This is a genomic window from Paradesertivirga mongoliensis (genome assembly GCF_024436395.1).
In the GTDB taxonomy this organism is placed as follows: domain Bacteria; phylum Bacteroidota; class Bacteroidia; order Sphingobacteriales; family Sphingobacteriaceae; genus Paradesertivirga; species Paradesertivirga mongoliensis.
Map to the genome: position 1 here is coordinate 164,551 of NZ_JAFMZO010000002.1, position 25,250 is coordinate 189,800.

Annotated in this window: 29 protein-coding genes; 10 read left to right on the forward strand and 19 right to left on the reverse strand. The window is 41.8% G+C overall.

Translation table 11 applies throughout. The annotated features are described in order from the left end of the window. Position 1: 1 nt before the first annotated feature. The gene (locus tag J3P43_RS06625; RefSeq protein ID WP_255900570.1) at positions 2-493 is read right to left on the reverse strand and encodes a free L-methionine (R)-S-oxide reductase MsrC; all 492 of its coding nucleotides are present in this window, start codon (positions 491-493) and stop codon (positions 2-4) included. Between the two features lie 120 nt (positions 494-613). On the opposite strand from J3P43_RS06625, the gene J3P43_RS06630 reads away from it, so the two are divergent. Next, complete coding sequence (locus tag J3P43_RS06630) at positions 614-1,132, forward strand: hypothetical protein (RefSeq protein ID WP_255900572.1); 519 nt, start codon at positions 614-616, stop codon at positions 1,130-1,132. Here the strand turns inward: J3P43_RS06630 and J3P43_RS06635 are convergent, their stop codons facing one another. Next, positions 1,133-1,942: a DNA-formamidopyrimidine glycosylase family protein gene (locus tag J3P43_RS06635; protein WP_255900574.1), complete on the reverse strand. Its 810-nt coding sequence runs from the start codon at positions 1,940-1,942 to the stop codon at positions 1,133-1,135. A gap of 23 nt (positions 1,943-1,965) precedes the next feature. Here J3P43_RS06635 and J3P43_RS06640 point away from each other — a divergent pair, with 23 nt between their 5' ends. Then, positions 1,966-2,181 carry a hypothetical protein gene (locus J3P43_RS06640; RefSeq protein WP_255900576.1) on the forward strand — a complete coding sequence of 72 codons (216 nt, stop codon included), beginning with the start codon at positions 1,966-1,968 and terminating at the stop codon, positions 2,179-2,181. Positions 2,182-2,211: 30 nt separating this feature from the next. Here J3P43_RS06640 and J3P43_RS06645 read toward each other — a convergent pair whose 3' ends face one another. Beyond that, positions 2,212-2,592 (reverse strand): SRPBCC domain-containing protein, encoded by a 381-nt coding sequence (locus J3P43_RS06645; protein ID WP_255900578.1) that lies wholly within the window; start codon positions 2,590-2,592, stop codon positions 2,212-2,214. 142 nt (positions 2,593-2,734) lie between these two features. Between J3P43_RS06645 and J3P43_RS06650 the strand changes: the two genes are divergently transcribed. After that, positions 2,735-3,451: a 3-ketoacyl-ACP reductase gene (locus tag J3P43_RS06650; RefSeq protein WP_255900580.1), complete on the forward strand. Its 717-nt coding sequence runs from the start codon at positions 2,735-2,737 to the stop codon at positions 3,449-3,451. Between the two features lie 15 nt (positions 3,452-3,466). On the opposite strand, the gene J3P43_RS06655 is transcribed toward J3P43_RS06650, so the two are convergent. The 4 genes from J3P43_RS06655 to J3P43_RS06670 form a co-directional block, all read right to left on the reverse strand. Further along, positions 3,467-4,438 (reverse strand): helix-turn-helix transcriptional regulator, encoded by a 972-nt coding sequence (locus J3P43_RS06655; protein ID WP_255900583.1) that lies wholly within the window; start codon positions 4,436-4,438, stop codon positions 3,467-3,469. A gap of 43 nt (positions 4,439-4,481) precedes the next feature. Continuing rightward, positions 4,482-5,117 carry a hypothetical protein gene (locus J3P43_RS06660; protein WP_255900585.1) on the reverse strand — a complete coding sequence of 212 codons (636 nt, stop codon included), beginning with the start codon at positions 5,115-5,117 and terminating at the stop codon, positions 4,482-4,484. Positions 5,118-5,231: 114 nt separating this feature from the next. Beyond that, positions 5,232-5,918 (reverse strand): DUF421 domain-containing protein, encoded by a 687-nt coding sequence (locus J3P43_RS06665; RefSeq protein WP_255900587.1) that lies wholly within the window; start codon positions 5,916-5,918, stop codon positions 5,232-5,234. 23 nt (positions 5,919-5,941) lie between these two features. Next, entirely contained in the window at positions 5,942-6,412 is a 471-nt protein-coding gene (locus J3P43_RS06670) for a tetratricopeptide repeat protein (protein ID WP_255900589.1), read from the reverse strand. A 90-nt stretch (positions 6,413-6,502) separates the two neighbouring features. Here J3P43_RS06670 and J3P43_RS06675 point away from each other — a divergent pair, with 90 nt between their 5' ends. Further along, complete coding sequence (locus J3P43_RS06675; protein WP_255900590.1) at positions 6,503-6,757, forward strand: hypothetical protein; 255 nt, start codon at positions 6,503-6,505, stop codon at positions 6,755-6,757. Here the strand turns inward: J3P43_RS06675 and J3P43_RS06680 are convergent, their stop codons facing one another. The 4 genes from J3P43_RS06680 to J3P43_RS06695 form a co-directional block, all read right to left on the reverse strand. Continuing rightward, a complete protein-coding gene (locus tag J3P43_RS06680) occupies positions 6,758-7,597 on the reverse strand; it encodes a DUF6929 family protein (protein ID WP_255900591.1) in 840 nt (279 codons plus the stop codon). It lies immediately after the preceding gene. Between the two features lie 129 nt (positions 7,598-7,726). Next, complete coding sequence (locus tag J3P43_RS06685) at positions 7,727-9,565, reverse strand: UbiD family decarboxylase (protein ID WP_255902305.1); 1,839 nt, start codon at positions 9,563-9,565, stop codon at positions 7,727-7,729. Positions 9,566-9,952: 387 nt separating this feature from the next. Further along, positions 9,953-10,684, reverse strand: coding sequence for a phosphatase PAP2 family protein (locus J3P43_RS06690; RefSeq protein ID WP_255900593.1), 732 nt, complete (start codon positions 10,682-10,684; stop codon positions 9,953-9,955). Between the two features lies 1 nt (position 10,685). Next, complete coding sequence (locus J3P43_RS06695; protein WP_255900594.1) at positions 10,686-11,402, reverse strand: FRG domain-containing protein; 717 nt, start codon at positions 11,400-11,402, stop codon at positions 10,686-10,688. A 105-nt stretch (positions 11,403-11,507) separates the two neighbouring features. Here J3P43_RS06695 and J3P43_RS06700 point away from each other — a divergent pair, with 105 nt between their 5' ends. Beyond that, on the forward strand, positions 11,508-12,452 hold the full coding sequence (locus J3P43_RS06700; protein WP_255900595.1) for a DUF2027 domain-containing protein: 945 nt from the start codon (positions 11,508-11,510) through the stop codon (positions 12,450-12,452). A gap of 89 nt (positions 12,453-12,541) precedes the next feature. Here the strand turns inward: J3P43_RS06700 and J3P43_RS19560 are convergent, their stop codons facing one another. The 3 genes from J3P43_RS19560 to J3P43_RS06715 form a co-directional block, all read right to left on the reverse strand. Beyond that, positions 12,542-12,901 (reverse strand): hypothetical protein, encoded by a 360-nt coding sequence (locus J3P43_RS19560; protein WP_305121742.1) that lies wholly within the window; start codon positions 12,899-12,901, stop codon positions 12,542-12,544. 224 nt (positions 12,902-13,125) lie between these two features. Beyond that, positions 13,126-13,512: a response regulator gene (locus J3P43_RS06710; RefSeq protein WP_255900597.1), complete on the reverse strand. Its 387-nt coding sequence runs from the start codon at positions 13,510-13,512 to the stop codon at positions 13,126-13,128. Positions 13,513-13,568: 56 nt separating this feature from the next. Then, a complete protein-coding gene (locus tag J3P43_RS06715) occupies positions 13,569-17,858 on the reverse strand; it encodes a hybrid sensor histidine kinase/response regulator (protein WP_255900600.1) in 4,290 nt (1,429 codons plus the stop codon). An 85-nt stretch (positions 17,859-17,943) separates the two neighbouring features. On the opposite strand from J3P43_RS06715, the gene J3P43_RS06720 reads away from it, so the two are divergent. After that, positions 17,944-19,146, forward strand: coding sequence for a DUF763 domain-containing protein (locus J3P43_RS06720; RefSeq protein WP_255900601.1), 1,203 nt, complete (start codon positions 17,944-17,946; stop codon positions 19,144-19,146). On the opposite strand, the gene prmC is transcribed toward J3P43_RS06720, so the two are convergent. Continuing rightward, positions 19,143-20,024: a peptide chain release factor N(5)-glutamine methyltransferase gene (gene prmC, locus J3P43_RS06725; protein ID WP_255900602.1), complete on the reverse strand. Its 882-nt coding sequence runs from the start codon at positions 20,022-20,024 to the stop codon at positions 19,143-19,145. The genes J3P43_RS06720 and prmC overlap by 4 nt on opposite strands. Positions 20,025-20,106: 82 nt before the next feature. Here prmC and ribD point away from each other — a divergent pair, with 82 nt between their 5' ends. Genes ribD through J3P43_RS06740 form a run of 3 tightly spaced genes read left to right on the forward strand, consistent with a single transcriptional unit; the run spans position 20,107 to position 21,850 of the window. Then, positions 20,107-21,159, forward strand: a complete 1,053-nt coding sequence (gene ribD, locus J3P43_RS06730; protein ID WP_255900604.1) for a bifunctional diaminohydroxyphosphoribosylaminopyrimidine deaminase/5-amino-6-(5-phosphoribosylamino)uracil reductase RibD — start codon at positions 20,107-20,109, stop codon at positions 21,157-21,159. 5 nt (positions 21,160-21,164) lie between these two features. Continuing rightward, the gene (locus tag J3P43_RS06735) at positions 21,165-21,506 is read left to right on the forward strand and encodes a cupin domain-containing protein (RefSeq protein ID WP_255900605.1); all 342 of its coding nucleotides are present in this window, start codon (positions 21,165-21,167) and stop codon (positions 21,504-21,506) included. Positions 21,507-21,559: 53 nt separating this feature from the next. Continuing rightward, complete coding sequence (locus J3P43_RS06740; RefSeq protein WP_255900606.1) at positions 21,560-21,850, forward strand: hypothetical protein; 291 nt, start codon at positions 21,560-21,562, stop codon at positions 21,848-21,850. Position 21,851: 1 nt separating this feature from the next. Here J3P43_RS06740 and aroQ read toward each other — a convergent pair whose 3' ends face one another. Continuing rightward, positions 21,852-22,265 carry a type II 3-dehydroquinate dehydratase gene (gene aroQ / locus J3P43_RS06745; RefSeq protein WP_255900608.1) on the reverse strand — a complete coding sequence of 138 codons (414 nt, stop codon included), beginning with the start codon at positions 22,263-22,265 and terminating at the stop codon, positions 21,852-21,854. A 42-nt stretch (positions 22,266-22,307) separates the two neighbouring features. Between aroQ and xerD the strand changes: the two genes are divergently transcribed. Beyond that, positions 22,308-23,207, forward strand: a complete 900-nt coding sequence (gene xerD, locus J3P43_RS06750) for a site-specific tyrosine recombinase XerD (protein ID WP_255900610.1) — start codon at positions 22,308-22,310, stop codon at positions 23,205-23,207. On the opposite strand, the gene J3P43_RS06755 is transcribed toward xerD, so the two are convergent. The 3 genes from J3P43_RS06755 to J3P43_RS06765 form a co-directional block, all read right to left on the reverse strand. Next, positions 23,208-23,429, reverse strand: coding sequence for a hypothetical protein (locus J3P43_RS06755; protein WP_255900612.1), 222 nt, complete (start codon positions 23,427-23,429; stop codon positions 23,208-23,210). Positions 23,430-23,585: 156 nt separating this feature from the next. Further along, on the reverse strand, positions 23,586-24,221 hold the full coding sequence (locus J3P43_RS06760) for a peroxiredoxin (RefSeq protein WP_255900614.1): 636 nt from the start codon (positions 24,219-24,221) through the stop codon (positions 23,586-23,588). Between the two features lie 84 nt (positions 24,222-24,305). Then, on the reverse strand, positions 24,306-25,214 hold the full coding sequence (locus J3P43_RS06765; protein ID WP_255900617.1) for a DUF72 domain-containing protein: 909 nt from the start codon (positions 25,212-25,214) through the stop codon (positions 24,306-24,308). Positions 25,215-25,250 lie beyond the last annotated feature (36 nt).

The following is a 25,250-nucleotide window of genomic DNA, read 5'->3' on the forward strand; positions in this document are numbered from 1 at the left end:
ACTATTCGGGGAAGAGATTTTTATTTAGCAGCAAATTAGAAATTTCTTCCAGGTAACGCTTATCTGTGTCGTCAAATTGATTCAGTAGGTCGCTATCAACATCCAGTACAGCAACTACTTTTTCATTTTCAATCAAAGGAATTACGATTTCTGATCTGGATAGAGAGCTACAGGCTATGTGTCCTGGAAAACGCTCTACATCGGGGACAATGATTGTGTTTTTTTCTTCCCATGAACATCCACAAACACCTTTGCCAAAAGCTATCCGGGTGCAAGCTACCGGCCCCTGAAACGGCCCTAATACCAGTTCGTTGTTCTTCACCCGATAGAAACCGACCCAAAGAAAGTTAAACTGTACTTTCAACGCGGCGCATATGTTGGCCATATTGGCGATCAGATCAGTTTCGCCTTCTACTAATGCTGCGATCGGCGGCAATAAAGATTGATATTGCTCCTCCTTATTACCCGATATAATTCTCAAATCTTCAGCCATATACAAAGGTACTGCTCATAAAAGAAATTTGATTTTACCTAAAACCTTTTTTAACATTTGATCGTCATAATTATATAGCGATTTCGTAAATTGCTATAACACACACAAACACACACAGTAATGAAAAAGTTTTTATTGACGCTGGCCCTCATTGCAGCATTGGGCGCCAGTTCTGCTTACGCAGATCGAAACGATCGGATTGTTCGGCGTTACGATGAAAGAAATGTTTATCAGGATTCGCGGGGGCCTTATCATTGGCAAGTGATTGAACGGGAAGTTTGGGTTCCCACACGCCGTGTTGGTTCAGTTTTAGGAAGCCGGGTAATTCCGGGACATTACACTATACGTACCGAGCGAATCAAGGTGTACCATAATACCGGCCGCTACAGCAGAAATAATCCGTATTACGACCGGGACAACCGCTACAGCAAAGGCAGAAAGCAACACCCTCACGGAATGCCCCCGGGCCAGCGAAAAAAATACGAGGAGCGCTACGGTGATCGCAGAAATCGCGATTACGACAGAGACAGGGATTACCGCAGAGACAGAGAATACGACGACCGCGATCGTGAATACGAAAACAGGCGCAGTATTCCCGGTCAGATCCTCGAGGAAATAAGACGGACCCGCGGATACTAATTAAGAGCCTTTAACTTTTACTCTTTTCGCCTTCCGGATGCCTTTATCCGGAAGGCTTTTTATTTCGGGATAGTTCTCACCATAGAACTTTTGACACAACGAACAATAAAATGTCCGGCGCTTACTTTTACCAAGGTGATGTTTGGCAAAAGGGACATTATCTCGCGGACAGATCCGTTTGGTGTGGGCAAGCCAGTGCTTTTTAAGTACATACTCCTTCTTCCACCTTAAAAAATCGTAACTATAATTTACTGCTTCAGCAACGAGTTCCTTTAACACTTCATCGGGCAGATCAGCAATAATGTTAAGGGGATGCAGCTTTATCCGAAACAACACTTCATTTTTTATGATATTTCCGACACCTGCAAATACATTCTGATCAAGCAAAGCATCACAAACCAAAGTTTCTGGTTGAGACCGGAGCTTGCTGATGGCCTTTTCCCCATCCCATAACTCACTCATAACATCGGCAGACCAATCGTAAACCTCGTCCAAAGACCCTTCAATCAATTGAACTGAACAGGCGTAGAAATTGAGTTCGCCATCATCAAATTTCAGCGACAAGCGTGCCTGGCTGGCTTTCGATTCATTTATCCGGTAGGTACCAAAAAGCATAAAATGAATCCTTATACTGAATGTTTCGAAACAAATTAGAAAGTGCTTACCCCAGCTTTTAAAATCAATTACTCTTTGGTTTGAAAACATTTCCGGGTTAATCACCTTGCTATTACCTTCTGCACTTAGCACAGATTTTCCTTTAAAGGATTGGACAGCTTCTTTCAATATAACAATGGATGGGCCTTCTGGCATATGCTTTTAAACAGTTGTTGCAAATGTTAGTCCAAACAATGCTATTTATTGCTGGAATTTTACTACAGACACGGGTAGCCACGCAGGAAGTGGATCTGGAAAGTTTGGTTCCATTGCTTGTTGGATCGATAAAAGAGCAACACAGAAATCGAAGCCCTGAAAGCCGAGATGCAAAGTTTGAAGCAGCAGATGAAGAAATAAGCTTTCTTGCCTTCAGTCAGGATGTCTCCTATTGTTGAAATAACATAAGGAGACGTCCTGCTTTAATATTACTCGTTGTAAAAATCCTGCAACGAGCCGAAATAACTTGAGTTCCAGCCCTCCACAATATCTTCATAATCCTCGTCGGGGATGTTGGTATGTTTCAATTCTACCGAGGTACCCTCTTTCACCGGGTGCAGTTTCATGGTTACAATAGAGGGCTCTTCCTGATCACCAAAATACCATTGCTGAACTATTTTTTTCCCGTATTCAAACTCCAGGTTTTTACCAACAATGCTTCCCTCCCACAGAGAAAATTCTGAACCAGGTTCTGCAGACATCTCGGCTTCTTCGCCGCTCCACAAGTAAATAGTCGCCGGCACGGTTAATGCCAAATAAACTTCTTCGGGAGACGCAGGAAGGCTATAATATTTTTTAAAATCTTTCATTTCAAATTTCGCTAAGCAATCTGGCCAAAATTACTGATTCCAATTAGTATTGCGCACAATATCTTAGTTAAGTCAGCCAATCGTAAACTATTAGGATAACCAAACCTAAGTTGAATTTACAGGTTTAAAGAAAAAAAGCGACATGGAATCTCTTGAAGGAAAAAACGCATTGATAACAGGGGCAGGAAAAGGCATAGGCAAGGCGCTATCTCTTAATCTGGCAAAGGAAGGTGTTAATGTAGCGCTATTAGCCCGCACGGCGTCTGACCTGCAGGCTGTAGCCGATGAAGTAGAAAAACAGGGTGTTAAGGCGGTTATTATCACCGCAGATGTGAGTGATCTTCAATCGGTAAATTCGGCTGTCGAAAGCGCAATTGCATCATTGGGAACTATCGATATACTAGTTAACAACGCAGGAATCGCTGCTTTTGGGGGCTTTCTGGACTTATCAACCGAGGAATGGGAACGCATCATCAAGGTAAACGTATTCGGACCTTATTACACCACAAGGGCAGTCCTTCCCTCAATGATTGAAAGGAAAGCAGGCGACATTGTAAACATCTCGTCAACCGCAGGCTTGCGCGGAGCGGCCCAAACCAGCGCTTACAGCGCATCGAAATTTGCTTTGATCGGCCTGAGCGAATCGCTGATGCAGGAAGTAAGAAAGCATAATATCAGAGTAACGACTCTAACTCCGAGCACTGTAGCTACGCCATTGGCGTTTGACCTGAACCTTACCAACGGAGATCCGGAAAAGGTAATGCAACCGGATGATTTTGCAGAGTTAATAATTTCTCAACTTAAGTTAAACCGGAGAGTATTTGTAAAAGACGCGTCTATTTGGTCAACCAATCCTTAAGGATACAACAGGCGATCAGCTGGTTTTGAGCTCAAGTTCAGGATCTGATAAATTTAGTTCAAGTGCCGAAATAATACTCTTTACCTGTTCTTTAAGAATTTCGGGTTTTATGATGCGTGCTTCATCGCCAAACGTCATAAACCATCTTGCAAAGCCATAAAGTGAACATGTGAAAAAAGTCATAGTGACATAATTTTCTTCAGGGAGTTCGAATACAAATCCATTATAATATTTCTGTCCGTCCAGATAATGGTGAATCCTCTTATTAACCTGAATGACCACTTCCTGCAATTCACGCTGTTTGCTTTCTCTTTTGAGATATTCCTGCAGGGATAGGTGTTCGTTCTGAAACGTAAAATCGGTTGCAGTGAGTTTTAAAATCCTGTCTAATCTAAAATCTCTTATAGCGTCCCGGGTTCTGCAAAAAGCGATCAGATGCCAGCAATCCGTGAAAAACACCCCAATTGGCTCGATGCACCTGACCGAGCTTTCTTGCCGATAGTGCGTAAAATAATTCATGGTAAGGGCCTTTTTTTCGGAAATACTATGGAGGATGACCGGAAGCAAGTTCAAATCAGAGCGACCGGATAACTGCTTATGCGTTTCGATAACCTCGATATGCGAACCCATAGTTTCCAGATAGTCTTTCTCCCCGTTTTTAAGCACTGCCTTAATTTTGTACATGGCAGATTTGTAATCCTTACTGGTCGCCGAATCGGTTAGTTTTTCCACCAATTTTTCTGCGGTAAGAAATGCTGAAGCCTCCTCTCTTGTAAACATTACGGGTGGCAGCCTATAGCCATCCACTAAAGAATATCCAACACCCGCTTCGCCAATAATGGGAATCCCCGCTTCTTCGAGGGCTTTAATATCACGATAAACCGTTCGTAGACTAATCCCAAAGCGGTTCGCGATATCCTGCGCCTTTACAATCCTTTGAGACTGAAGCTGGATTAAGATAGCCGATAGCCTGTCGATGCGGTTCATTCCAAACAAATGTTTGGTAATGATAAGTATTTGGTTTTGAAAATTAAGGCTGATTTTTCGCTTTTAGGTACGACAACAGAACGGTGTTTGTCAGCTCCTTTTTGACATCGATAAAATCAGGATATTCGATCTCCTGTGTACCAATTACAAAGCGGGGCTTTATCCTGAAGGTAACCACCATCTTCTGCTCGGTTTGTGAAGTGAGGAAATTAGTAACGGCCTGTTGGTTGGTTTGATTTGAGATGAGAGGATAAAAATCCTTGTCTATCCTTACCGGAACAAGAGCAGTGCCACCACTCGGGCTAACGGTGATCTGCTGGTCTATAAAACCGTCGAGAATCTCCGTATCCTGAATTAAAACTTTGTACTCAAACTTATTGATACCTGCCTCCTCGGTTCCGTTATTGGTTACTTTAAGTTGCAGTTTGGCCTTCACAGGCATTTTTTGCTGCATATAAGCAAATGCCAGTTGCGGAGCCTGGAAAATATTCAAACCGCCATTCTGAAGTAGTTGTCTGGCGTCGGTTCCAGCAATATAAACACTGTCTGCCGATACAATCTCGTAGGTACAAGATTCAAGGGCTTTTAACTTATCGGCCTGCTCTTTCACTTCGCAGGAAGTAAAGATCACCGCCATAAAGCCCAGTACCAGGCGATTTCTCATTCGTATATTCTTCATCCTAATATTTTTTAAGTCAAAATCATCATAGGCACATCAACGCGCCTTAACGATGTTCAGAACATTCGTTTTATAACCGAAAAATCAATCTAATGATTTAGAAGATTGAATTAATTAAGTTCTTCTCAAGGTTGTTATCGCTAAAACCCATTCATTATGTTTACAAACAGTACAGGTTTTTGGTTTAGAGATATCTTCCACATTTCCGCAATGCGCACAGGCATGAAGACCCGGTTTATGGATTTCAATACTTTTTTTATGATAAAGATCTGGATACAAGGGCAAGCCTGGCTGCACCTCTTTATCGTCAAAAAAAAGCAAACTGATAGAACCCGAGGTTTCGATAATTGCATTTCGAACCTGCCCCAAATGTTCTACATGGTTAATTCTTAACTCTGCAAAAAATTCATCCTGAGACAGATCCTCCTTATCAAAATCCTCAATCGAAAACTTACCGTTGCGAATTAAATATAAAGGCTTTCCTTCAATCAACTGCTCAAAGGGGAGAAACTTTCCACTTGCCCAGGTAACAGTGCGATACAGGCCTACAACCACAATAAATACTATCAGGGCCGGCACAATGCCCACATCTTTATAAAACATAGGATCGCCCGCGGCAGAACCCAGGCCGATGATGATGACCAGCTCGAAAATAGACAGCTGTTTAATGCCGCGTTTACCTGATGTACGCAGGGCTATCAGAATAAAGCAGAACATAATAACACTCCGCAACAACACCTCAAGCAAGAAATCTACCGGTTCATCACCAAGCAGTAAGCTTTCTAATTCTATATTATCCATTCCTGAGCTTTACCTGGTAACGTTTATTCGTCTAATAAGTTCAGTCCACTTTTGGCGATCTCGCTTTCAGGAAATTCCTCAAGCGTTTTTTCATAGTATTTTTTCGCTAATTGTGAATCACCCAGCTGGGCGTAGCACAAGCCTATATTGGTTAGCGACATTTCGCGGTAGCTCATTGCCGATGAACTTAAAAGCGTAATATAGCGGTATTTATCTAACCATTCATGACGGACAAAAAACTCATAACTCTTTTCGAAATGAATAATTGCCTCTTCAAACTTGTCTTGCTTAACCAGCTTCATTCCTTTATTGTGGTTATGAGGAATGAACGTTCTAAGTGCAAACGATATCAGCAGATAGGTAATTAAACCATATAAAGGCGGATCCGGAGCACGTAACTGATGCCAGAAAAATATAAGCAATATGGCGAACAGAAATTGCGGTATAAGGGCGAGCCAGGCTATTTTTCGCACTACAGAAATATTAGCACTCATTGAATTGGGGTTTTAGAATTGACAATATTACTATTCTTTTCTGAAGATGTATCCTTTGATGGTTAAAGTCAAACATCTTACCTTTGCTGTATGCAACAACCATTTGACATAGAATTAGGAGGTGTTATTTACTCGGTATTTCCTGAGGAGGAAGATGTCTATACCATATTTAAAGAAGGTGAAGAGTACATAAAAATCCAGAAAGACACAGATCAGCATTGGTTGAAGCTTGATGATGAAACAGATTTACCACTGTTTACAGAAGACCAGGAAGTTGACAACATCGGCCGCGCCATATCAGAGTACAAGGAAGAGGAAACCGACGAAGATCAAATATCAGAATAGCTATTTGATCAGCATCCTCACTTTAAACAAAATCGTTTTGCCATCGTCATTATCAGCTGTAAAGTATAAATGATACAGGCCCTTTCTGATTTCGGAGATAGCCACCGATTCAATTTTGGTATTGTTAAATACGCTGCTGATAACAGAAAACGGCACCCAGTTCAAGGTTGATATAGAATCAACGTCCAGCTTATTAGAGGCCTGACTAATTATTCCGAGATAACTCTGTCCGATTTCGCCATCGGCAATTGCGCTTTTCGAGAACTCTTCAGAACAGGTAATAAACAAAAGATCTCTCTTGGCAAAGAATGACAAGCCCGAGATACCGGCGTCGGGTGTTGGCGCTACAAAAGGAATTACCTTAACCTCGCCAATGCGTTTATCTTCGAAAAATCTTTCGGGAATGGTAATAAAATAATTGTGTATACCAGGACTGTTTCTTCGGTTCCCCAGAATAATCTGATCTTTTATTTTTGCGAAGCCCTCGATATTTAATTTCTCAATTTTCGACGATATTTTATCAAAAACGGCCTTAAGACTTGATTTTTTTATCTTTTTATCCGAGATGTCTATTTGAAAAATACTATCCCGATAAGGTGTGATAGTGCCCGAACCAAGCAGCCAAACCTGTTTTTTTATGATTTCAGAAGACTCAATATCGGGCTTAACCGGCTTAGGAATTCGCGACGATACCGATTTAAACAGATCAACACTATCAACAGAGTTCAAAGCGGTGTCAAGTATCAGCAAATGCCGCGCATCATCACCCATTAAGTAGAGCTTGCCCCTATAAAAATTAAGAGTAGATCCAGAGGGGTAATCGATTACCTTTACCTTCATCAACTCTCCTTTGAGTACCTGCCTTTCCTTATCCCGACAGGCTGCCAAAAGCAGAATAACAAAAAATGCAAAATTTGCCAAACGCATACGCATCATAACAGCAACAATGCTCTATGGTTTAACTGTTATTTAGAACAGTCCGGCGAGCGATGCCCCTTTTAGAGCAAATCGCTCAATTTTTTTCTCAACCTCGGGATCCTTAATTAATTCTGGCGCATGGTGAGGCTTTTTGCGGGCATCAATTATTAATGGACCTTTGCATCCCCAATGTTTGTTTTCGACAAAGCTATTGATGCCGTGAATATCATGAGAAGGATTGCTTCTCGTAAACGTAACCCAAACCAGGTTATTAATATTTGCCGCAGTGAAACCAGCATCGTCGCAAAGTATGAGCAAAGCAATATTGTTGTGCTCGTGCGATTTAAGATGCTTATTTAAGAGTTCAACCTGATTTTCGGTTTCCTCCCGCGAAACATACGCTGGAGATTCAACAGCCAGAACACCGGGAATTGCTAGTTTGCAGTTTTCAAACGGACGGGGTAAGCCAAACACAGCCGGTATTTCTTTTAAAAGCTCTCTTTTCACATCGCCGGCCGCTGCAAACACTACTTTGGAGCCCGTATTCAAATCGCCGCCCGTATAATCAAGTGTATCTATGGTTGTTTTAGTATAGAAATGCAGGTCGCGGGTAAAGTCGATACGCTCCAATATATGTATCAAAAACTCCTCGATGTTATGCGTATGCAACTCTGGATTGTCATCTTTTGCAGTGATGAACAGATATTTGGCCAGGCTTAACTGATTCTTACCCAATATATGATTAGCAATGGTTAAAATTTCCTGCGGCTTTCTGCCGGATAAGTATGGCGTATAGCGCTCGCTTCCAATAGCGAACAGAAGTGGGTGCACTCCGGCCGCATCCACAGCATTCACTTCGTGTAAACCATTTATTTCTTTTGGGATTGCAGAGCCTGTAATCTCGTGGATCAATGCGCCGAAACTGGTATCTTCTTGCGGAGGACGACCCACCACAGTAAAAGACCAGATTGGATTTTTGCGATGATACACATTATGTACCCTCATCAATGGAAATGGATGTGTAAGACTATAATACCCTAAATGATCACCAAAAGGACCTTCAGGCTTATTTTCGTTGGGATAAACAGTTCCGGTTATCACAAAATCAGCATCGGCCGAAATGCAAAAGCCCTCTCTATCGTAAAAATATCTAAAGCGGCGATTTCCGAGTGCCCCGGCAAAAGTCATCTCAGATAAACCTTCTGGAAGTGGCATTACTGCTGCTAAAGGATGCGATGGCGGTCCGCCAACAAAGATACTGACTTTAAGCGGCTGCCCTTTGGCGTTCGCTGCCGACTGGTGGACGCCAATTCCCCTGTGAAGCTGGTAGTGCAGTCCGATTTCCTGATCCTGCAAGTAATCATTTCCGTTTAGCTGGATGCGGTACATACCTAAGTTCGCATTCATCACCCCAGGCTTGTCAATGTGTTCTGTATATACCTGAGGCATGGTAACGAAAGCGCCACCGTCCATAGGCCAGTTCACAATTTGCGGAAGTTCCGAAATTTGGGTTCTACCGAAACGTATTGGTGCATTCCAGCCGCTTTTCATGGGCAAAGCCGAGAAAGCCGTTAACCCAACATTTAAATATTTCAAAGGATTTTTAGCGGCTTTTATGGGATCTGACTTCAAATCAACAAGCACCTTGATCTTATCCAGCGTATCCCTAAAAAGGAAGCGTGAGCGATCAAGGGTACCAAACAAATTCGAAACAGCCGGAAACTTGCTTCCTTTAATATTTTCGAAAAGCAGAGCCGGGCCCTGGTTTTCATAGACTCTTAAATGGATTGCAGCCATTTCAAGGTTAGGATCTACTTCTTCTTTTATACGTATAAGGTGACCGTGTTTTTCGAGATCGGAAACACAGGCTGATAAACTTTTGTATCCCATTATTTCAAAGGTACTAAATAGTTCTTTTTGGGGGATGAAGCCGGGCTTTTTGCCGTCAACTGCAAGCATCAACACTCAAAGCCTTAAAAGGACCGACATTTATTTTCCCAAAACCGTGCCCTTAATTCGCTGTTAAATTTTGAATATCTATGAAACGAGCGTTCCATTAGTTTAAAAAATTAATGTGACTTACATCTATCTAATGAAACTGACAGGCCGACCGAGAATTTTCACGTGGCCAAAAGTATGCCGTCTTTAATGATACATGCTGCAGAACCGTGAAATGCAGCGTTAATGCCTAAAGTATACATGAAAAATAGATAGATGTTCTATGTAAACTTAGAGGCCAAAGAAAAGTTTAAGGAAATCTTATAATTATTATTTAGGTCAGGCTACTGTTTCCGGAGCTTGTTCTATAGCCGGTTGTATTTCTCTTTTACTGTATAACTCTATCTTGTTAAGCACCTTTATTGCGATGGTGAGCCAGATCACTCCCATACATAAGCCGGCGATAACATCACTGGCATAATGTACGCGCAGATAAATACGGCTGATACCTATGGAAAGGATAAAAATCACCAGGAAGGAGATAATCAATATCTTAAGCCGGGAATTGATTTCTTTCCTGAAGATGAAGTAAATAATCAGCCCAAAGAAAGTTGCACTCATCATGGCGTGTCCGCTCGGGAAACTTAATCCTCTGGCCGGCTCCATAAGAGGAATTAAAGGCCGGGGCCGATTAAACAACATTTTCAATATCGACATTAACAATAAACTGCTCAGGGAAATGGCCGGAATCTTGATGGAATACCAACGATGCTTTCGTATGAAAAGAAAGTAGCAGATCAACAGCAGGTTAGCAGCGATCATTACCTGATAATTTCCGATCACACTTAGAAAAAGCATAATATTGGTTACGTTATCATGTATAAACGATTCAAGAAAAGTAAAAGCTGCCTGATCGAAGTCTTCTTTCTTATCCAGGAAAATATATTTAGCTATCGCTAAAAAAGCGATCCACGAAGACAGAAAAAGCAGAACTGTTAACAACGTTTCTGCGGTGAACAACATTACGCCTGCAATGGTACGCCTGTAAATCTTTTTTATTCCTCTAAACATATCATTCAAAATATCGCCACTGAAGATAAGCACATAACCCTTCTAATTCCGGGAAGATAGAGAAAGCGTTCACCCCCAACACATTTAAATCTGTACGGATATCCTGCAAACTTTCCAGAGGCACTTTGATCTTTAACAGTTTGTCAGAGAAAGGAGGTATTTTATCTAAGGCAAGTTTATGTTCAATTTCACCCGACGTTTGGATGGAAAACACTCCGGACTGGTTGTTTATACGCTGTTTTATAATTCGGGGTCTAAAGACCTTTGTCTCTGTAATCTCAAACGGATGTACAGTTTCAATATTTAAATCATAATCCTCGGGCCCGGTGATCAATACCCAAACAACAGCATTATTGATAGAATTCGAGTCGCCCGTCACTTTATTTGTTGCAAACCATAAAGCAGTGAGCGCATTGTTGGACCAGTCGAGCAAGCGGGTTGGAAGTCCGTAATGCTGACCAAGCGTCAGGTAATCCCAGTCGTCATACGATTGATGGCCTTCGATAAGCAAGGGGTTGGTCCGTTTAAATTCCTGCAAAAGAAGTCTTTCAGTTGACAATAGATCGCCCCGGGGATGCAAGCGGCTAATTTTCGGGATAAGCGGATGGTCATCAGACTGCCCGCGAAAAAGAAAATCATCGCTCTTTTTATCTTCTTTATACTGCTTGATGGTATTTAAATATTCTTCAACCGAGTTAACTTCCTCCTGAACGATCATAAATAGTATTACTAGTTAAATAATGAATTCTGAAATAAAAAGTTTTATCTATCACAGAAAGAGAGTTTGATTGGGCAATGTTTAACTTTGACGTTAATAGAAGCTATGGATTTTAAATTAGGAGAGTTTGTTCGTTTTGTAGACGAAAGACGTGAAGGATATATCACAAAAATATTTGACGACCAAATGATTGGCGTTACCGGAGATGATGACTTTGAGATCCCGGTTCCGGCTAATAAAGTTACCCGGGTGCATGGTCATACATATAAAGGAATTGAAAATCAGGCCCACCAAGAACCGATGATAACCCTGGCAGAGTTCAAAAGCAGTGGTTTTTCACTGGCGATTGCACCCGACGCGGCAAAAGGCTCTGTTGTTTACTTTTATTTTGTAAATGAGACCTCCTATCAACTTCTGGCAACTCTGAATACTGGAAAGGCCGGCCTTGTAAAGGGAACTTTCGCCGGAATTATTGCACCTGGCACTACAGCAAAGATCTATTCGGCTTCGCTTACAGAGTTGAACAACTGGCCCAACTTTCATATCGAAGCCATTTATTACAGTGGCCTGGAAACGAAACCGAAAGAGCCTGTTATCTACGATCTGAGGTTTACAGCAAAAAGTTTCTCGGGCGCCAAAAAGAACGTTTCTCTTTTAAAAACACAGGCATGGACAGTGCAACTGGATAAAGAAGAATTAGTTATCGATGCGGAAAAACTTAAAGAGAGTTTCTTTAAACCAGCAGAAGAAAAGAAAGAGATTGAAAAGCCCGCCAAGGAGATTGATTTACATATTGAAAAACTCCGTGATGATTATCAGTTTCTGAATAAGGACGAAATGTTGCAAATACAGGTGCAACATTTTCAAAAAGCTTTGGATGCCGCAATCGTGCACAAACTTTCTTCCATTGTGTTTATCCATGGCGTAGGTAACGGAAGTTTGCGTTACGAGATCCAGAAAGTGGTAAGTAAACATCAACAGGTTAAAACGTTTATGGATGCGCGTAAAGAACGCTATGGCTACGGGGCTACTGAGGTGATTTTGAAATAGGAAAAGTTTATGAGGGGGTAACGTCTAGATCGAAAGATCCAAAATCAATTCTTCGTCGCATGAAGCATTGCCACGTCGCCTGCCGTGGGCTATGTCTCACAGGCTACTGAAAAGTATCCAGGGAAATAGTTATACCGGGATTCGTTCAGAACCACCTGCAATCTTTTCACAAGCATCCGCAGTTTGTTCACAAGCACCCGCAATTCTTTCAGAAGCACCCGCAATCTCTTCACAAGCATCCGCAGTTTGTTCACAAGCACCCGCAATTCTTTCAGAAGCACCTGCAATCTGTTCACAAGCACCTGCAATCTCTTCACAAGCATCCGCAATCTGTTCACAAGCACCCGCAATCTGTTCACAAGCACCCGCAATATGTTCACAAGCACCTGCAATCTGTTCACAAGCACCTGCAATCTGTTCACAAGCACCCGCAGCTTGTACACAAGCATCCGCGATTTATGTGGGTGAAGGAAAACCGAAAATGGGGGTAATTATTGCGGTTAGATTCAAGCTTTATCAAGAGTTACGTGAAAAAGCAGCCTAAACCCTTGTATTTATCATAGAAATCCACGGAGGAGGAAGAACACAGGACCATGGAGAAGGACATTGTTTGCCGGTAATGAAATCAAACAATTAAGATGCCGGAAAACACCCCAGCTTCTAAAAACGAGCCCTACTCCTCTTCGGCAAAATTTGCCTGGTAAGATTTAAAAGCCTTGCTTACAGTATCTTCGAGCTGTTTTATATTGAAAGGCTTTTGAAGGATGTAGTCGGCACCTGCTTTTTCGGCCAGGGCATTAATATCGTCGTTGGCGGTAAAATAAATTACGGGAATATCGCGATATTCTGGATCGTTCTTGATGATCTGTGTGGCAACAATTCCTCCTTCGTCAGGAATTTTATGATCCATGAAAATTACGGAAGGGTTTATTGATTCTATTTTCTCGATCATGTTGTTACAGTCGGGAATAGTATACACTTCCCAATCAGCATCAGTCAGTACTAAAGCTACTATTTCTGATATACTGACATCATCATCACATACTAGGACACGTTTCATGGAATATTTGATTATCTAAGTCAGGTCATAAAACCTGTGTTAATATATGCAATCAATTATTCTGCCAATTTATCGAACTTGGTCGTCACTGCAGAATCTTTGAAAACTTTCTGCAACATAACCATTAATTCCTCCAGATTTATCGGTTTTGAAAGATAATTATCCATACCAGCCTCCCTACATGCTTCCCGGTCTTCGGCCATGGCATTCGCGGTCATGGCAACAATTACAGGCTGCTTCTCAAAATCAGTTCTGATACACCGTGTGGCCTCAAGTCCATCCATTTCGGGCATTTGGATATCCATAAATATGAGCTCATATACATGCTTCGATAACATTTCAATCACTTCCTTGCCGTTGTTAGCGAGATCGGGTTCGTAGCCAAGCTTATTTAGCACCCTTATTATCAGTCGCTGGTTAATCGGGTTATCTTCGGCTATAAGGATATCCAGAGGATAGTGTTCAGCGAAATCAACAGATAGCAGATTAGCCGGCTTCTGGTCAGGCACGTTAGTCTGCGCCTGATTTTTAAGCGCCATTTGAATCACCTTACATAAATGCTGTTGCTTTACCGGCTTTGTTAAAATTGCTGTAAACAACTGGGGGTATTTCTTTTTGCTTTCGTCGCCGATTGAACTAAGTAAAATAACAGGCAACTGGCTATACCGCTCTTTAATCGCAGTGCTGAGCCCTACGCCATCCATATCGGGCATTTGCATATCGGTAATTACCAGATCGAAATCAGAGTCTTTACTCAAAATCGACAAAGCTTTTATAGCAGACTCGGCCATTACCGGAACAAGATTCCATTGCTCCAGCTGAATTTTCAATATTTTTCGGTTTGTATTATTATCATCAACAACCAAAACCCTTTTGCCATCGCAGCCAACCAGCCCCAGGTTAACGTATTGTACCACCGAATCGGAACTGATTTCGGTTTGCACAGAGAAGGTAAAAGCTGTGCCTTCACCAATTTTGCTCTCTACCTTAATCTCTCCGCCCATCAGGTTAATTAACCGTTGCGAAATCGCCAGGCCTAAACCTGTGCCGCCATATTTCCGTGTTACCGACGAGTCGACCTGAGTAAAGGGCGAAAATAAGGTAGACAATTTATTTTCCGGTATCCCTATTCCAGAGTCGCGAACCTCAAAGCCAATCTCAAGTTTCTTATTTTCCGGCGCTTTTATCAGATTCACTCCAATAAAAACCTCACCTGCATTGGTAAACTTTAAGGCATTGCCCACCAGGTTAATCAACACCTGTCTTAACCGCATTCCATCACCCAGCAAATTAGCCGGGATGTTATGATCTACTTGGTAAATCAGATCGATCCCAATTTGTGCTGCATTAGCCGAAAACAGATCGAGAACTTCTTCTACACACTGTCTTAAATCGAAATTATGGATATCAAGTTCCATCATCCCCGATTCAATTTTCGAAAAATCAAGAATACCATTTATAACATTTAAGAGCGCTTCACCGCTAGTATGAATGGTTTCGGCATATTCCCTTTGCTCTTTGTCGAGCTTGGTTTCACACAGCAGGGCAGACATTCCGAGTACACCGTTCATTGGCGTGCGAATTTCATGACTCATTGTAGCCAGAAACGTGCTTTTTGCCTGGTTGGCTTTCTCGGCTTCTCTTCTGGCAAGTTCGGCTTCATTTCGTGCCAGCCGTTCTTGCTTTTTCTGCTCAACCAACTGCGAGTTTAACGCGTGTAAGTTTTCAGAATTGGAAAGAAGCTCCTGGTTGAGCTCTTGCAAATCTTCAGATTGCGTCTGCATTTCTTCGGATTGCGCTTGTAATTCCTCGTTTAATTCCTGTAAGCTTTCGGTCTGCTTTCTTACCTGGGCAGTACGTGCTTCGACCTCCTCCTCAAGCAGCCGCTTCTGTCGCTCAATGCGATTCATCCTGGTTTTATAAACTGAATATGTCAGCAGCACAATGAAAATTATTGCCAGAGAGATGAACCACCATGTTCGGTAATATGGAGGCAAAATGCGCACCTTCATTGATATTCCCTTTTCATTCCAAACCCCGTCGTTGTTGGCTGCCTTTACTTTAAACACGTACTCGCCGGGATTTAGATTCGTATAGGTGACTTTATGTTCGGAGCCGCTGTAGTTCCACTGCTTATCAAAGCCAACGAGCATGTAGGCATATTGATTTTTTTCAGGAACAATGTAATTTAAAGCGGCAAACTCAAAAGTGAAAGCGCTTTGGCTATAGTTCAGCGTTATTTCTTCTGTTTCAGTGATATTTTTTTCGAGCAATGAACCTTTCCCGCCTGCATTAACTTCTTTTCCAGATAAGAAAAACCTGGTAAATGCAATCTCCGGAATATGTTTATTGTAAGGAATGCTGTCTGGATGGAACATGTTAAAACCGCTGATCCCCCCGAAGAACATGGTGCCATCTTCGGCCTTGAAACAAGACTCGCGTTTAAATTCGCCGTTCTGCAAACCATCGGCAGAACTGAAGTTTTGGAATATACGTTTACCCGGATCAAATTTGGAGAGTCCGTTGGCCGTACTAATCCATAAGTTTCCATGACCATCTTCCAAAATACCAGCTATATTGTCACTCGGAAGGCCGTCCTTCTCTCTGAAAGAAACAAATCTTTTCTTAGCCTTATTAAATAAATTCAATCCTCCACCACCGGTTCCAATCCACATTCTTCCCTTACTGTCTAGAAAAAAACAGTTGATCATATCATTACTGATCCCATATTTGCTGCCACTGTGTTTGTGGCTTATATAGGTTTTATTACCCGCATTGTATATTCCAATACCCTTATCTGTACCGATCCAAAGGTTATTATCCCTATCCTCGGCCAATGTTAAGATAGTAGTGGGCGACTTTTTATCGTCAGAGGGATTGTAAGCAATCTGTTTAAAGGTTTTTGTTTTTAAATCAAACTGATTTAATCCACCTGTCCACGTACCGAGCCAAATAGTTTGGCGACTGTCGACAAAAATCTTGTTAATTCTATTGCTTGAAATAGCTCGAGGATTTCTTTCATTCTTTCGGAAGTTTATAATTTCGCCGGTTTTCGTATTTAAAATATCAAGTCCTGTGTTATGGGTTCCAAAGGCCATAATATCTTCGGATATTTTAGCAACAGTATATATATTTTCGCTACTGATGCCTTTATAGTGGTTAAATGATTTATCCGTTGGGTTAAAAACGTCAACGCCATCATCCGTACCCAGCCAGATATTATCACCCGATCCTGAAATAGCCTTTACTACCGCATTATTCAAAGAATTCCGTTCATTTGGAACCGGGAAATAATGATTAAACTTTTCCCTTATCGGTGGAATGTAACTTACACCTCCACTATTGGTACCAAGCCACATTCCTCCTTGTTGATCGCGGTAAATAGATCTTACAATGTTGTGGCTTAAACTTTTGCCGTCAAAGAAATCGCTCTTGTAACGCTTAAATGTATTGGTAGCGTAGTTAAATATCGTCAAACCAGCACCCTCCGTACCTATCCATAATCTGCCGGCAGGCCCTTCACCTAAAGCTATTATTTCATCTCCCGACAAAGAGTTCGGATTAGCCGGATCATGTTTAAAGTTTTTGAAAGTATTGCTTCTTCTGTCAAATAAAGACAATCCCTGATCGGTGCCAAGCCAGATCTTTCCATATCGATCTTTTACAATTCCTTTTACATTGTCGCCCGCAAGCGAAGCAGGGTCAGAATCGTGGTGCTTGTAATGCAAGAACTTTCCGGTTTTCACATGGTAAATATTTAAGCCCGACGCAGTTCCTATCCATATTTTCCCTGGTTCAAGTTCCTTTATCTTGTTGATATCATTGTCTGCTATACTGGCATCCGTTCCGTTTGCAAAAAAAGATTTCACACGATCTGTTTTGGGATCTAAAACATATAAGCCCTTCTTCGCTCCGATCCATAGCACTCCCCTGGAATCGTACAGAAGAGTCTTTACAAAAACATTGGCCCCCAGCTCATAATGAATAAAACTATCGCTGGCTCTGTCGTATCGGTCAAGACCGTCGATCCCTCCCACCCATAACCTGCCCAACCTGTCTTCGTAAATCTTACTGATGTAGTTGTTCCTTATACTGGATTTTTTCTCAACATCGTTTCTGTATACGGTCATGGTATATCCGTCGTATCTGTTCAGACCATCGCGGGTAGCAAACCACAAAAACCCTTTAGAATCTTTTATTATGCTGGTTACATTACTTTGAGAGAGACCATTTTCGGTATTTATTCTTCTGAACTTTAAATCCTGAGTATATGCGGTAAGACTGAGAGCCAGGAATAATAAACTAAACAGAATCCGGTTTATATCTTTACAAAAAAGAAGGTTCATAACGGCATTTTGATATGCTTATACCTAAGTCTCAGCAAATAAGTTACAGACTTGACAGGGCCGCTCATTAAAGAAAAACGATACATTGAAACGCTCGGGAAGTGCAGATTTACCCCTTCATTATGGCTATGTTCCGGCGTGGCTGGCAGAGCGCATGGCAAAGCTTGGCCTTGCGGTTACAGAGGCGATAATTGCCGAATATGGAAAAACTGAACTTTTGCGAAGACTGAGCGACCCTTTCTGGTTTCAAAGTCTCGGGGCGGTTATGGGCATGGACTGGCATTCGTCGGGGATTACAACCTCGGTTATGGGGGCGCTAAAACGTGCCGTTAACCCACATTCTAAAGAACTGGGCATCTACATTTGCGGTGGAAAGGGAAAATCGTCCAGGGCAACTCCTGCAGAGTTGCTTGCCATATCGGAACGAACAGGAGTAAACGGCGATTACCTGGTGAAATGCAGCAAGCTTAGCGCGAAGATTGATAACACCGCCATTCAAGACGGCTTTCAACTTTACATGCATAGTTTTATTCTGAGTGATGAAGGCCTTTGGACGGTTGTACAGCAAGGCATGAGCCCTGGCAATTCAACAGCCCGGCGTTATCATTGGCACTCTGCAGATTTCACATCCTTTGTTGAAGAGCCACATACTGCTATTTTTGGTCGTAATCAGGGTGAAATTTTGAATTTAGTTTCCAAAGAAGCAGGCTCTTCAAGGGCCGGTATCATGGAGATAACTTCCGATTCTCCTGCTAAAATGATTGCAGAGGCGCAGCGACTGATTATGCCATCGCATCATGATGTTCGGGCAAAAGACGTGGACATTAAACGGCTTGGGAGCATTTTATGGCTAGCACACGAGAAACAACCGGCAGATTTTGAAGAGTTGTTACTGCTCAAGGGTTTAGGTCCACGAACATTACAATCTCTTGCACTTGTTAGCGAAGTGATACATGGTACGCCATCTCGCTTTAAAGATCCGGCACGCTTTTCCTTCGCCCATGGTGGAAAAGACGGCCACCCTTTCCCGGTTCCTGTAAAGGTGTATGACGAAACAATCGCGACCTTACAAAATGCTGTCCAGAAAGCCAAAATTGGAAATTCAGACAAACAACAAGCTATCAGGAAACTTTCAGAAATTGCAATTCAGGCAGAAAAGGACTTTATTCCCAACGCCAATTTTGAACAATTGATAGAAAAGGAACGCAATGAATCATGGAAATACGGGGGACAAACAGTATTTGGAAAAGCTCAACCTCCTAAAGAAGGGCAATTGAAACTTTTTTAACCTGTCTGATCTTTACGAGCCCTGATCATTCTGTCTTTTCCCTGCAGATCTTTTCGCAACTCGGCAATGAAACCATTTTGCTGTAATAATGCCACCGTCTCTCCGCCAAAGCTTTCATTTATTTCCAGGAACAAGTATCCTCCCGGTGTTAAATAAGTTTGCGAAAAGTTAACGATCGAGGCATAAAAGAGCAATGGATTTTCATCAGGAACAAAAAGTGCCTCATAGGGCTCGTGCTCCAAAACATTGGCCTGCATTCCCTCCTTCTCTGCGTACGTGATGTATGGCGGATTACTTACAATGATATTGAAAAGCAAATCATCGCGCCCCTGAGGTGTGACTTTAAAATCAGGATCCAGGATATCACCTGATATAAGACTGACATCTACCTTGTTAAATTCGCAATTTTTCCGCGCAACTTCGAGTGCATCACCTGATATATCAACACCGAAAACCTCCAAATCGGCAATATTCTTTTTCAAAGCTATAGGTATACAGCCGCTGCCTGTACCAATGTCCAGAATGTTTTTGCAGGCAATGTTTTCTGATTTAACGCTGTTTATTATCCAGTCCACCAATTCCTCTGTTTCTGGTCGTGGTATCAATACCGAGCTATTAACCTTAAAACGTAAGCCATAAAAATCCACCTCACCCAGCACATGCTGCAGCGGCTTGCCAAATCTAAGTTCATCTAAGATCCGGATCAATTCGGTTTCCTGTATCAGCTTTAAATCGTTATTCTTATGAAGTAAATAGTAGCTTTTACTGATGCCGCACACATGCTGAACAGCAAGGGATGCAATAGCCTTAATTTCATCCTTCTCGTAAAATCCAGGCATCTGGTCCAAAAAAATCTCTTCTATATCTCCTATGGTCATGTTTATTATCTTCAATTAAGCGGCCAGAAAAAATTACTTTGCTAATTTAGCCCTTAATTGCATAACACATAAATCTTTCAATTTGTTAGAACACCAAACATACATGCGCCGATGCATTGAACTGGCACAACTCGCGGCTGGAAATGTCAGTCCTAACCCAGTGGTCGGTGCAGTGATCGTTTATCAGGACAAAATAATTGGCGAAGGATACCACCAACAGTTCGGTAGCCATCATGCGGAAGTGAATGCAATTAATGAAGTGCTTTCGCGATTTACCGACGCCGAAAAAATGCTTAGCGAATCGGTAATGTATGTTAGCCTGGAGCCATGTGCTCATTTTGGAAAAACCCCGCCATGCGCCGACCTCATCATCAAATACCGTATTCCAAAAGTAGTGATTGGCAGCGCCGATCCATTTGATCAGGTGAACGGAAAGGGTTTTTATAAGCTTAAGGATGTCGGAGTGGAGGTGATACAGGGCGTGCTAGAAGCAGAATGCCGGTTTTTAAATCGCAGGTTTTTTACCAGGGTTCAACGTCAGCGGCCGTATATCATTTTAAAATGGGCACAAACGGCAGACGGCTTTTTTGCACCGGATGATGGAACTCAAAAATGGATAAGTTCGCCCGCTTCAAAAATCCTGACGCATAAATGGCGATCTGAAGAAGATGCCGTTTTGGTGGGAAAAAACACTGCTTTGATTGATAATCCACGGCTAAACGTGAGGGAAGTAAAAGGCAGAAACCCCAAGAGAATCGTTGTTGATCGTCATTTAAATCTTCCCTTAAATCTGCATCTATTCGATCAAAGTCAGGAAACTATCGTTTTTAACGCAACGAAAACCGACTTGGTTGGAAACATCAAATACCTCGAACTCGAAGATTTTGACAACCTGCTTCCTCAGCTTATTTGTTATCAGTTATATCTTATGGATGTTCAATCGATAATTATTGAAGGAGGTGCTAAGACCTTAGAATTATTTATCACTGCCGGTTTATGGGATGAAGCACGAATCTTTAGCTCTGCCGAAAACTGGGGCAATGGTATCAAATCGCCCATTCTGTCGGGACAATTGATATCTGAAAAAAAAATCGGGACAGACCTCTTGAAAATATTGTTAAATAATAAAAAATAGAAGACATGCCAGTTTTACATTATAACAACGCAAAAGTACAGACCCCTGCCAAAGGCTTAGAAAGAAGGCTTGTACACCTCGAAAAATTGCTCACCGCAGTACTGGATTTCAGTAACGGACCTCAGTCAGAACCCGATCCAATGCATTCTCATCCGCACGAACAAACCTGCTACATTGCAGAAGGCGAAGTTCTGTTTTTTATGGAAGATGAAGAGCCTCAACACTTAAAAGCCGGCGACATGTTCTATGTACCATCAAACAAAATGCACTGCATCCAACTCCTTACTGAAAGAGCGAGATTGGTAGATAGTTTTTCACCGGTAAGAGAGGATTTTATAGGTTATTGATTTAAGAGCAAAACCATCTCCCCTGTTTTTTGTCTATTGATAAAATTCAGTATATGCATGCTTTTAAAACACACTTCCCAATCAAAGGCGTACGAACGGATGTTACGGTTACTCCGGTTGAAGACAATATGTTTGCTATAGAGCTTGAAAGTGCCGATGCTTTTGAAGAGGATAAAGATCCGAAGCATGAAACTGTAGCCAGCATGAAGGAGCCTCATATGATTGTTCAGAAAACAAAATCACAGGATTGGGTAATTCTGGAAACAGGCTCATTTAATCTTTCGCAGGAAGATTTGCAGGAACTTGGAAAAGCGATCGAAAATAACTCGCCAGGTTTAATTTGAGCTATAAGAAGCTTTGCAATGCCAGTTCGTAGCTTTTAAGTCCGAAACCGGTAATTATCCCCTTGCAGTTTTTTGCCATCAGCGACACGTGGCGATATTCTTCGCGTGCATACACGTTCGAGATATGAACTTCCACAACAGGCGTATTAATGCCGGCAATTGCATCCGAAATTCCAACAGAGGTATGGGTGTAAGCGCCCGCGTTCATGATGATTCCATCATAACTAAAGCCAACTTCGTGAAGTTTATTAATAAGTTCGCCCTCTACGTTACTTTGATAATACGAAAATTCAACAGAATTGTATTTTGAACTCAACTCTTTCAAAAACGGTTCGAAACCGCTCTCTCCATAAATAGATTTCTCTCTTGTACCAAGTAGATTTAAATTTGGACCGTTAATGATTTGTATCTTCATCGCTTCAAAATAACAGTTTTAATTTTAATACTGAAAATTTAAATGGCCGACTGGAATTCTTCTCTAAAAGGATTTAAAGCGTATTTAAGGTTGGAGCGGTCTGTATCTGAAAATACGGTAGAAGCTTATCTGCGCGACGTAAACCGCCTTTTCGAATACACCGAAACCATAGGGGGAAAAAATCCGGTGGCGGTAGACATCGCCGATCTAAAGAACTTTATTGTTTGGGTTAACGAATTGGGTATGCTGGCTACTACGCAGGCAAGGGTTCTGTCTGGTATAAAGGCATTTTATAAATACCTCGTTTTAGAAAATCTGATACAGAAAGATCCTGCATCCTTACTTGAAAGCCCCAGACTCACCAGAAAATTGCCAGACACCCTAAGCATCCCGGAAATTAATGAGCTAATTGCCGCCATTGACCACTCGAAACCCGAAGGAATGCGAAATAAAGCTATGCTGGAGGTATTATATGGTTGCGGACTGCGTGTATCCGAGCTCATAAATCTTAAAATATCAAATCTCTATCTTGATGTCGAATTTATTAAAGTCACCGGCAAAGGCGACAAAGAGCGATTGGTTCCTATCGGATCGGAAGCGGTAAAATTTTTGCTAATCTACCTCAACGAGATACGCGTTCACTCTATAATCAAGCCCGGAAAAGAAGATTACGTATTTTTAAATCGCAGGGGAATGCCTATGAGCAGGGTGATGGTCTTTATAATTATTAAAGCGCTGGCAGAAAAGATCGGTTTAAAGAAAACCATCAGTCCGCATACATTCCGTCATTCTTTTGCAACTCACTTAATTGAAGGCGGCGCAGATCTACGCGCAGTGCAGGAAATGCTTGGCCACGAAAGTATCACTACAACAGAGATTTATACCCACTTAGACCGGGATTATCTAAAAGACACCATTATCCAGTTCCATCCAAGAAGTTAGTCAAAAAGTCTTATAACTCTCTTCTTTTTCTTCCGAAATTACTGGGTCATTTACTGGCCTGGCCGATTTGACAGAATGGTACAAAAAGGGCAAAACAACAAAAGGGCAGATGATATGCATGATTTGCATTACTGTATCCGGGGCATTTGCTATGGTAATAATCAGGTAAGTGATGGCGTAAATATGCAGTAAAACAGTTGTGATATTCACTTTTTCAGACATGGCATGTTATTTACAGGTAAGTGAATAACGCCGTGCTTCGGTTTATGTTTTATGATCAGTAAAAAAGAAGTGTCCTGACAGTTAACAAACCGCTAATCTTATGTTAATTCACTCGATTAGATCTGATTAACTATCAGGACACCTGGAATCCTTAACCTATTTATTCGGCTGCGGCGTAAAGCGTAGATACGGCTTTACTATCCTGTGGCCTTTTGGAAATCTTGCGGGGATATCTTCCGTCTTTATCGCCGGAGTTACCACTACATCCTCACCTTCTTTCCAATCTGCAGGAGTGGCTACGCTGTAATTCGCGGTTAACTGCAAAGAATCTATAACCCTCAATATCTCTACAAAATTTCTTCCGGTTGAAGCCGGATAAGAAATGATAAGTTTAATTTTCTTGTCGGGACCGATAACGAACAGCGAACGAACTGTATGGGTTTCAGAAGCGTTTGGGTGAATCATACCGTAAAGCTCAGAGACTTTTTTGTCTTCGTCGGCAATGATCGGAAAATTAACTTCTACGCCCTGGGTTTCGTTGATATCCTGAATCCATCCGTGGTGCTTATCCAATGGATCAACGCTAAGTGCGAGAACTTTTACATTTCGCTTCTCAAATTCTGCATTTAATGAAGCTGTTTTCCCTAGTTCAGTAGTGCAAACCGGGGTATAATCTGCGGGGTGTGAAAACAAAACAGCCCAGCTATCTCCAAGATATTCGTAAAAATTAATTTCTCCCTTGGATGTCTGTGCGGTGAAGTCTGGTGCGATATCGCCTAATCTTAAGCTCATAGTTTTAATATTTAGGTAAGCATTAATAATCTACTAAACTAGTAGATTTAAACACTAAAGAAAAATATTGTTTCTGTAAAAATATTAATCTGACTTAGGGATGAATTTCGGCAAGGATAAATCAGAGCCCAGACGTTCATTCAATTTTCTGATGGTATAATCTGCCAGGATGGGGGTGTCTTTTTCATCGTGCTGATGCAAAAAGAAGTAAATCGATTGTAAGCCTTTGCTGGTCCAGTCGGCCAAACGTTCTACCCATTCATCAATCCTTGAATAATCTGTGGGGTGCAAACCATTCCCAACGAAGCGGATAAAGGCATGCGGCGTGGGCAATTCCATATGTACACAATCACGCCTTCCCGAAGCATCGGTAATGATACTCCCTTTTTTAACCTTGTACAACAAGTCGAAAAAATCCTTACGGGCGCCGGCATCACTATACCATTCAGGATGACGAACTTCCACAAACAGGTTGAAATCTTTTGGCAAATGCTCAAGGTAGTCCCTCAGTATATCGAAACTCTTCGGGCCGAAATTATCGCTAAGCTGCAGAAAGCATGGCCCTAAATACTCACCAAACTCCGAAATACTCTGGAGGTATTGAGTAGTATCTTCTTCTGCGTTCTTAAGACGCCGAATATGACTTATGCTGCGGGTTATTTTAGGGAAGAACTTGAAATCTTTTCCCTCAACTGCCGCCTTTTCTTTCCAGGTTTTGATTTGCTCGGCCTTTGGCATCTGATAAAAAACGGCGTTTAACTCGATGCTGTTGAAGTGCTTTACGTATTCGTCCAGAAACTTCGCTTCTTTAGTTTTGGGAGGATAAATGAGCCCCACCCACTCTTTTCTCCCCCATTTAGCACAACCTACGTAAAGATCCGGAATATCCAATTTCGGAGATTCATTCAAAACCTTTATTGTAAGTTCTGGATCCGCTGGTAAGGTGAAGTTTACTTGAGGAAGCTGATTGTCAGGTATTTTTCCAAAATCCATAATTTTTAGCTATTCACCAAAGGTAATAAGAAACCG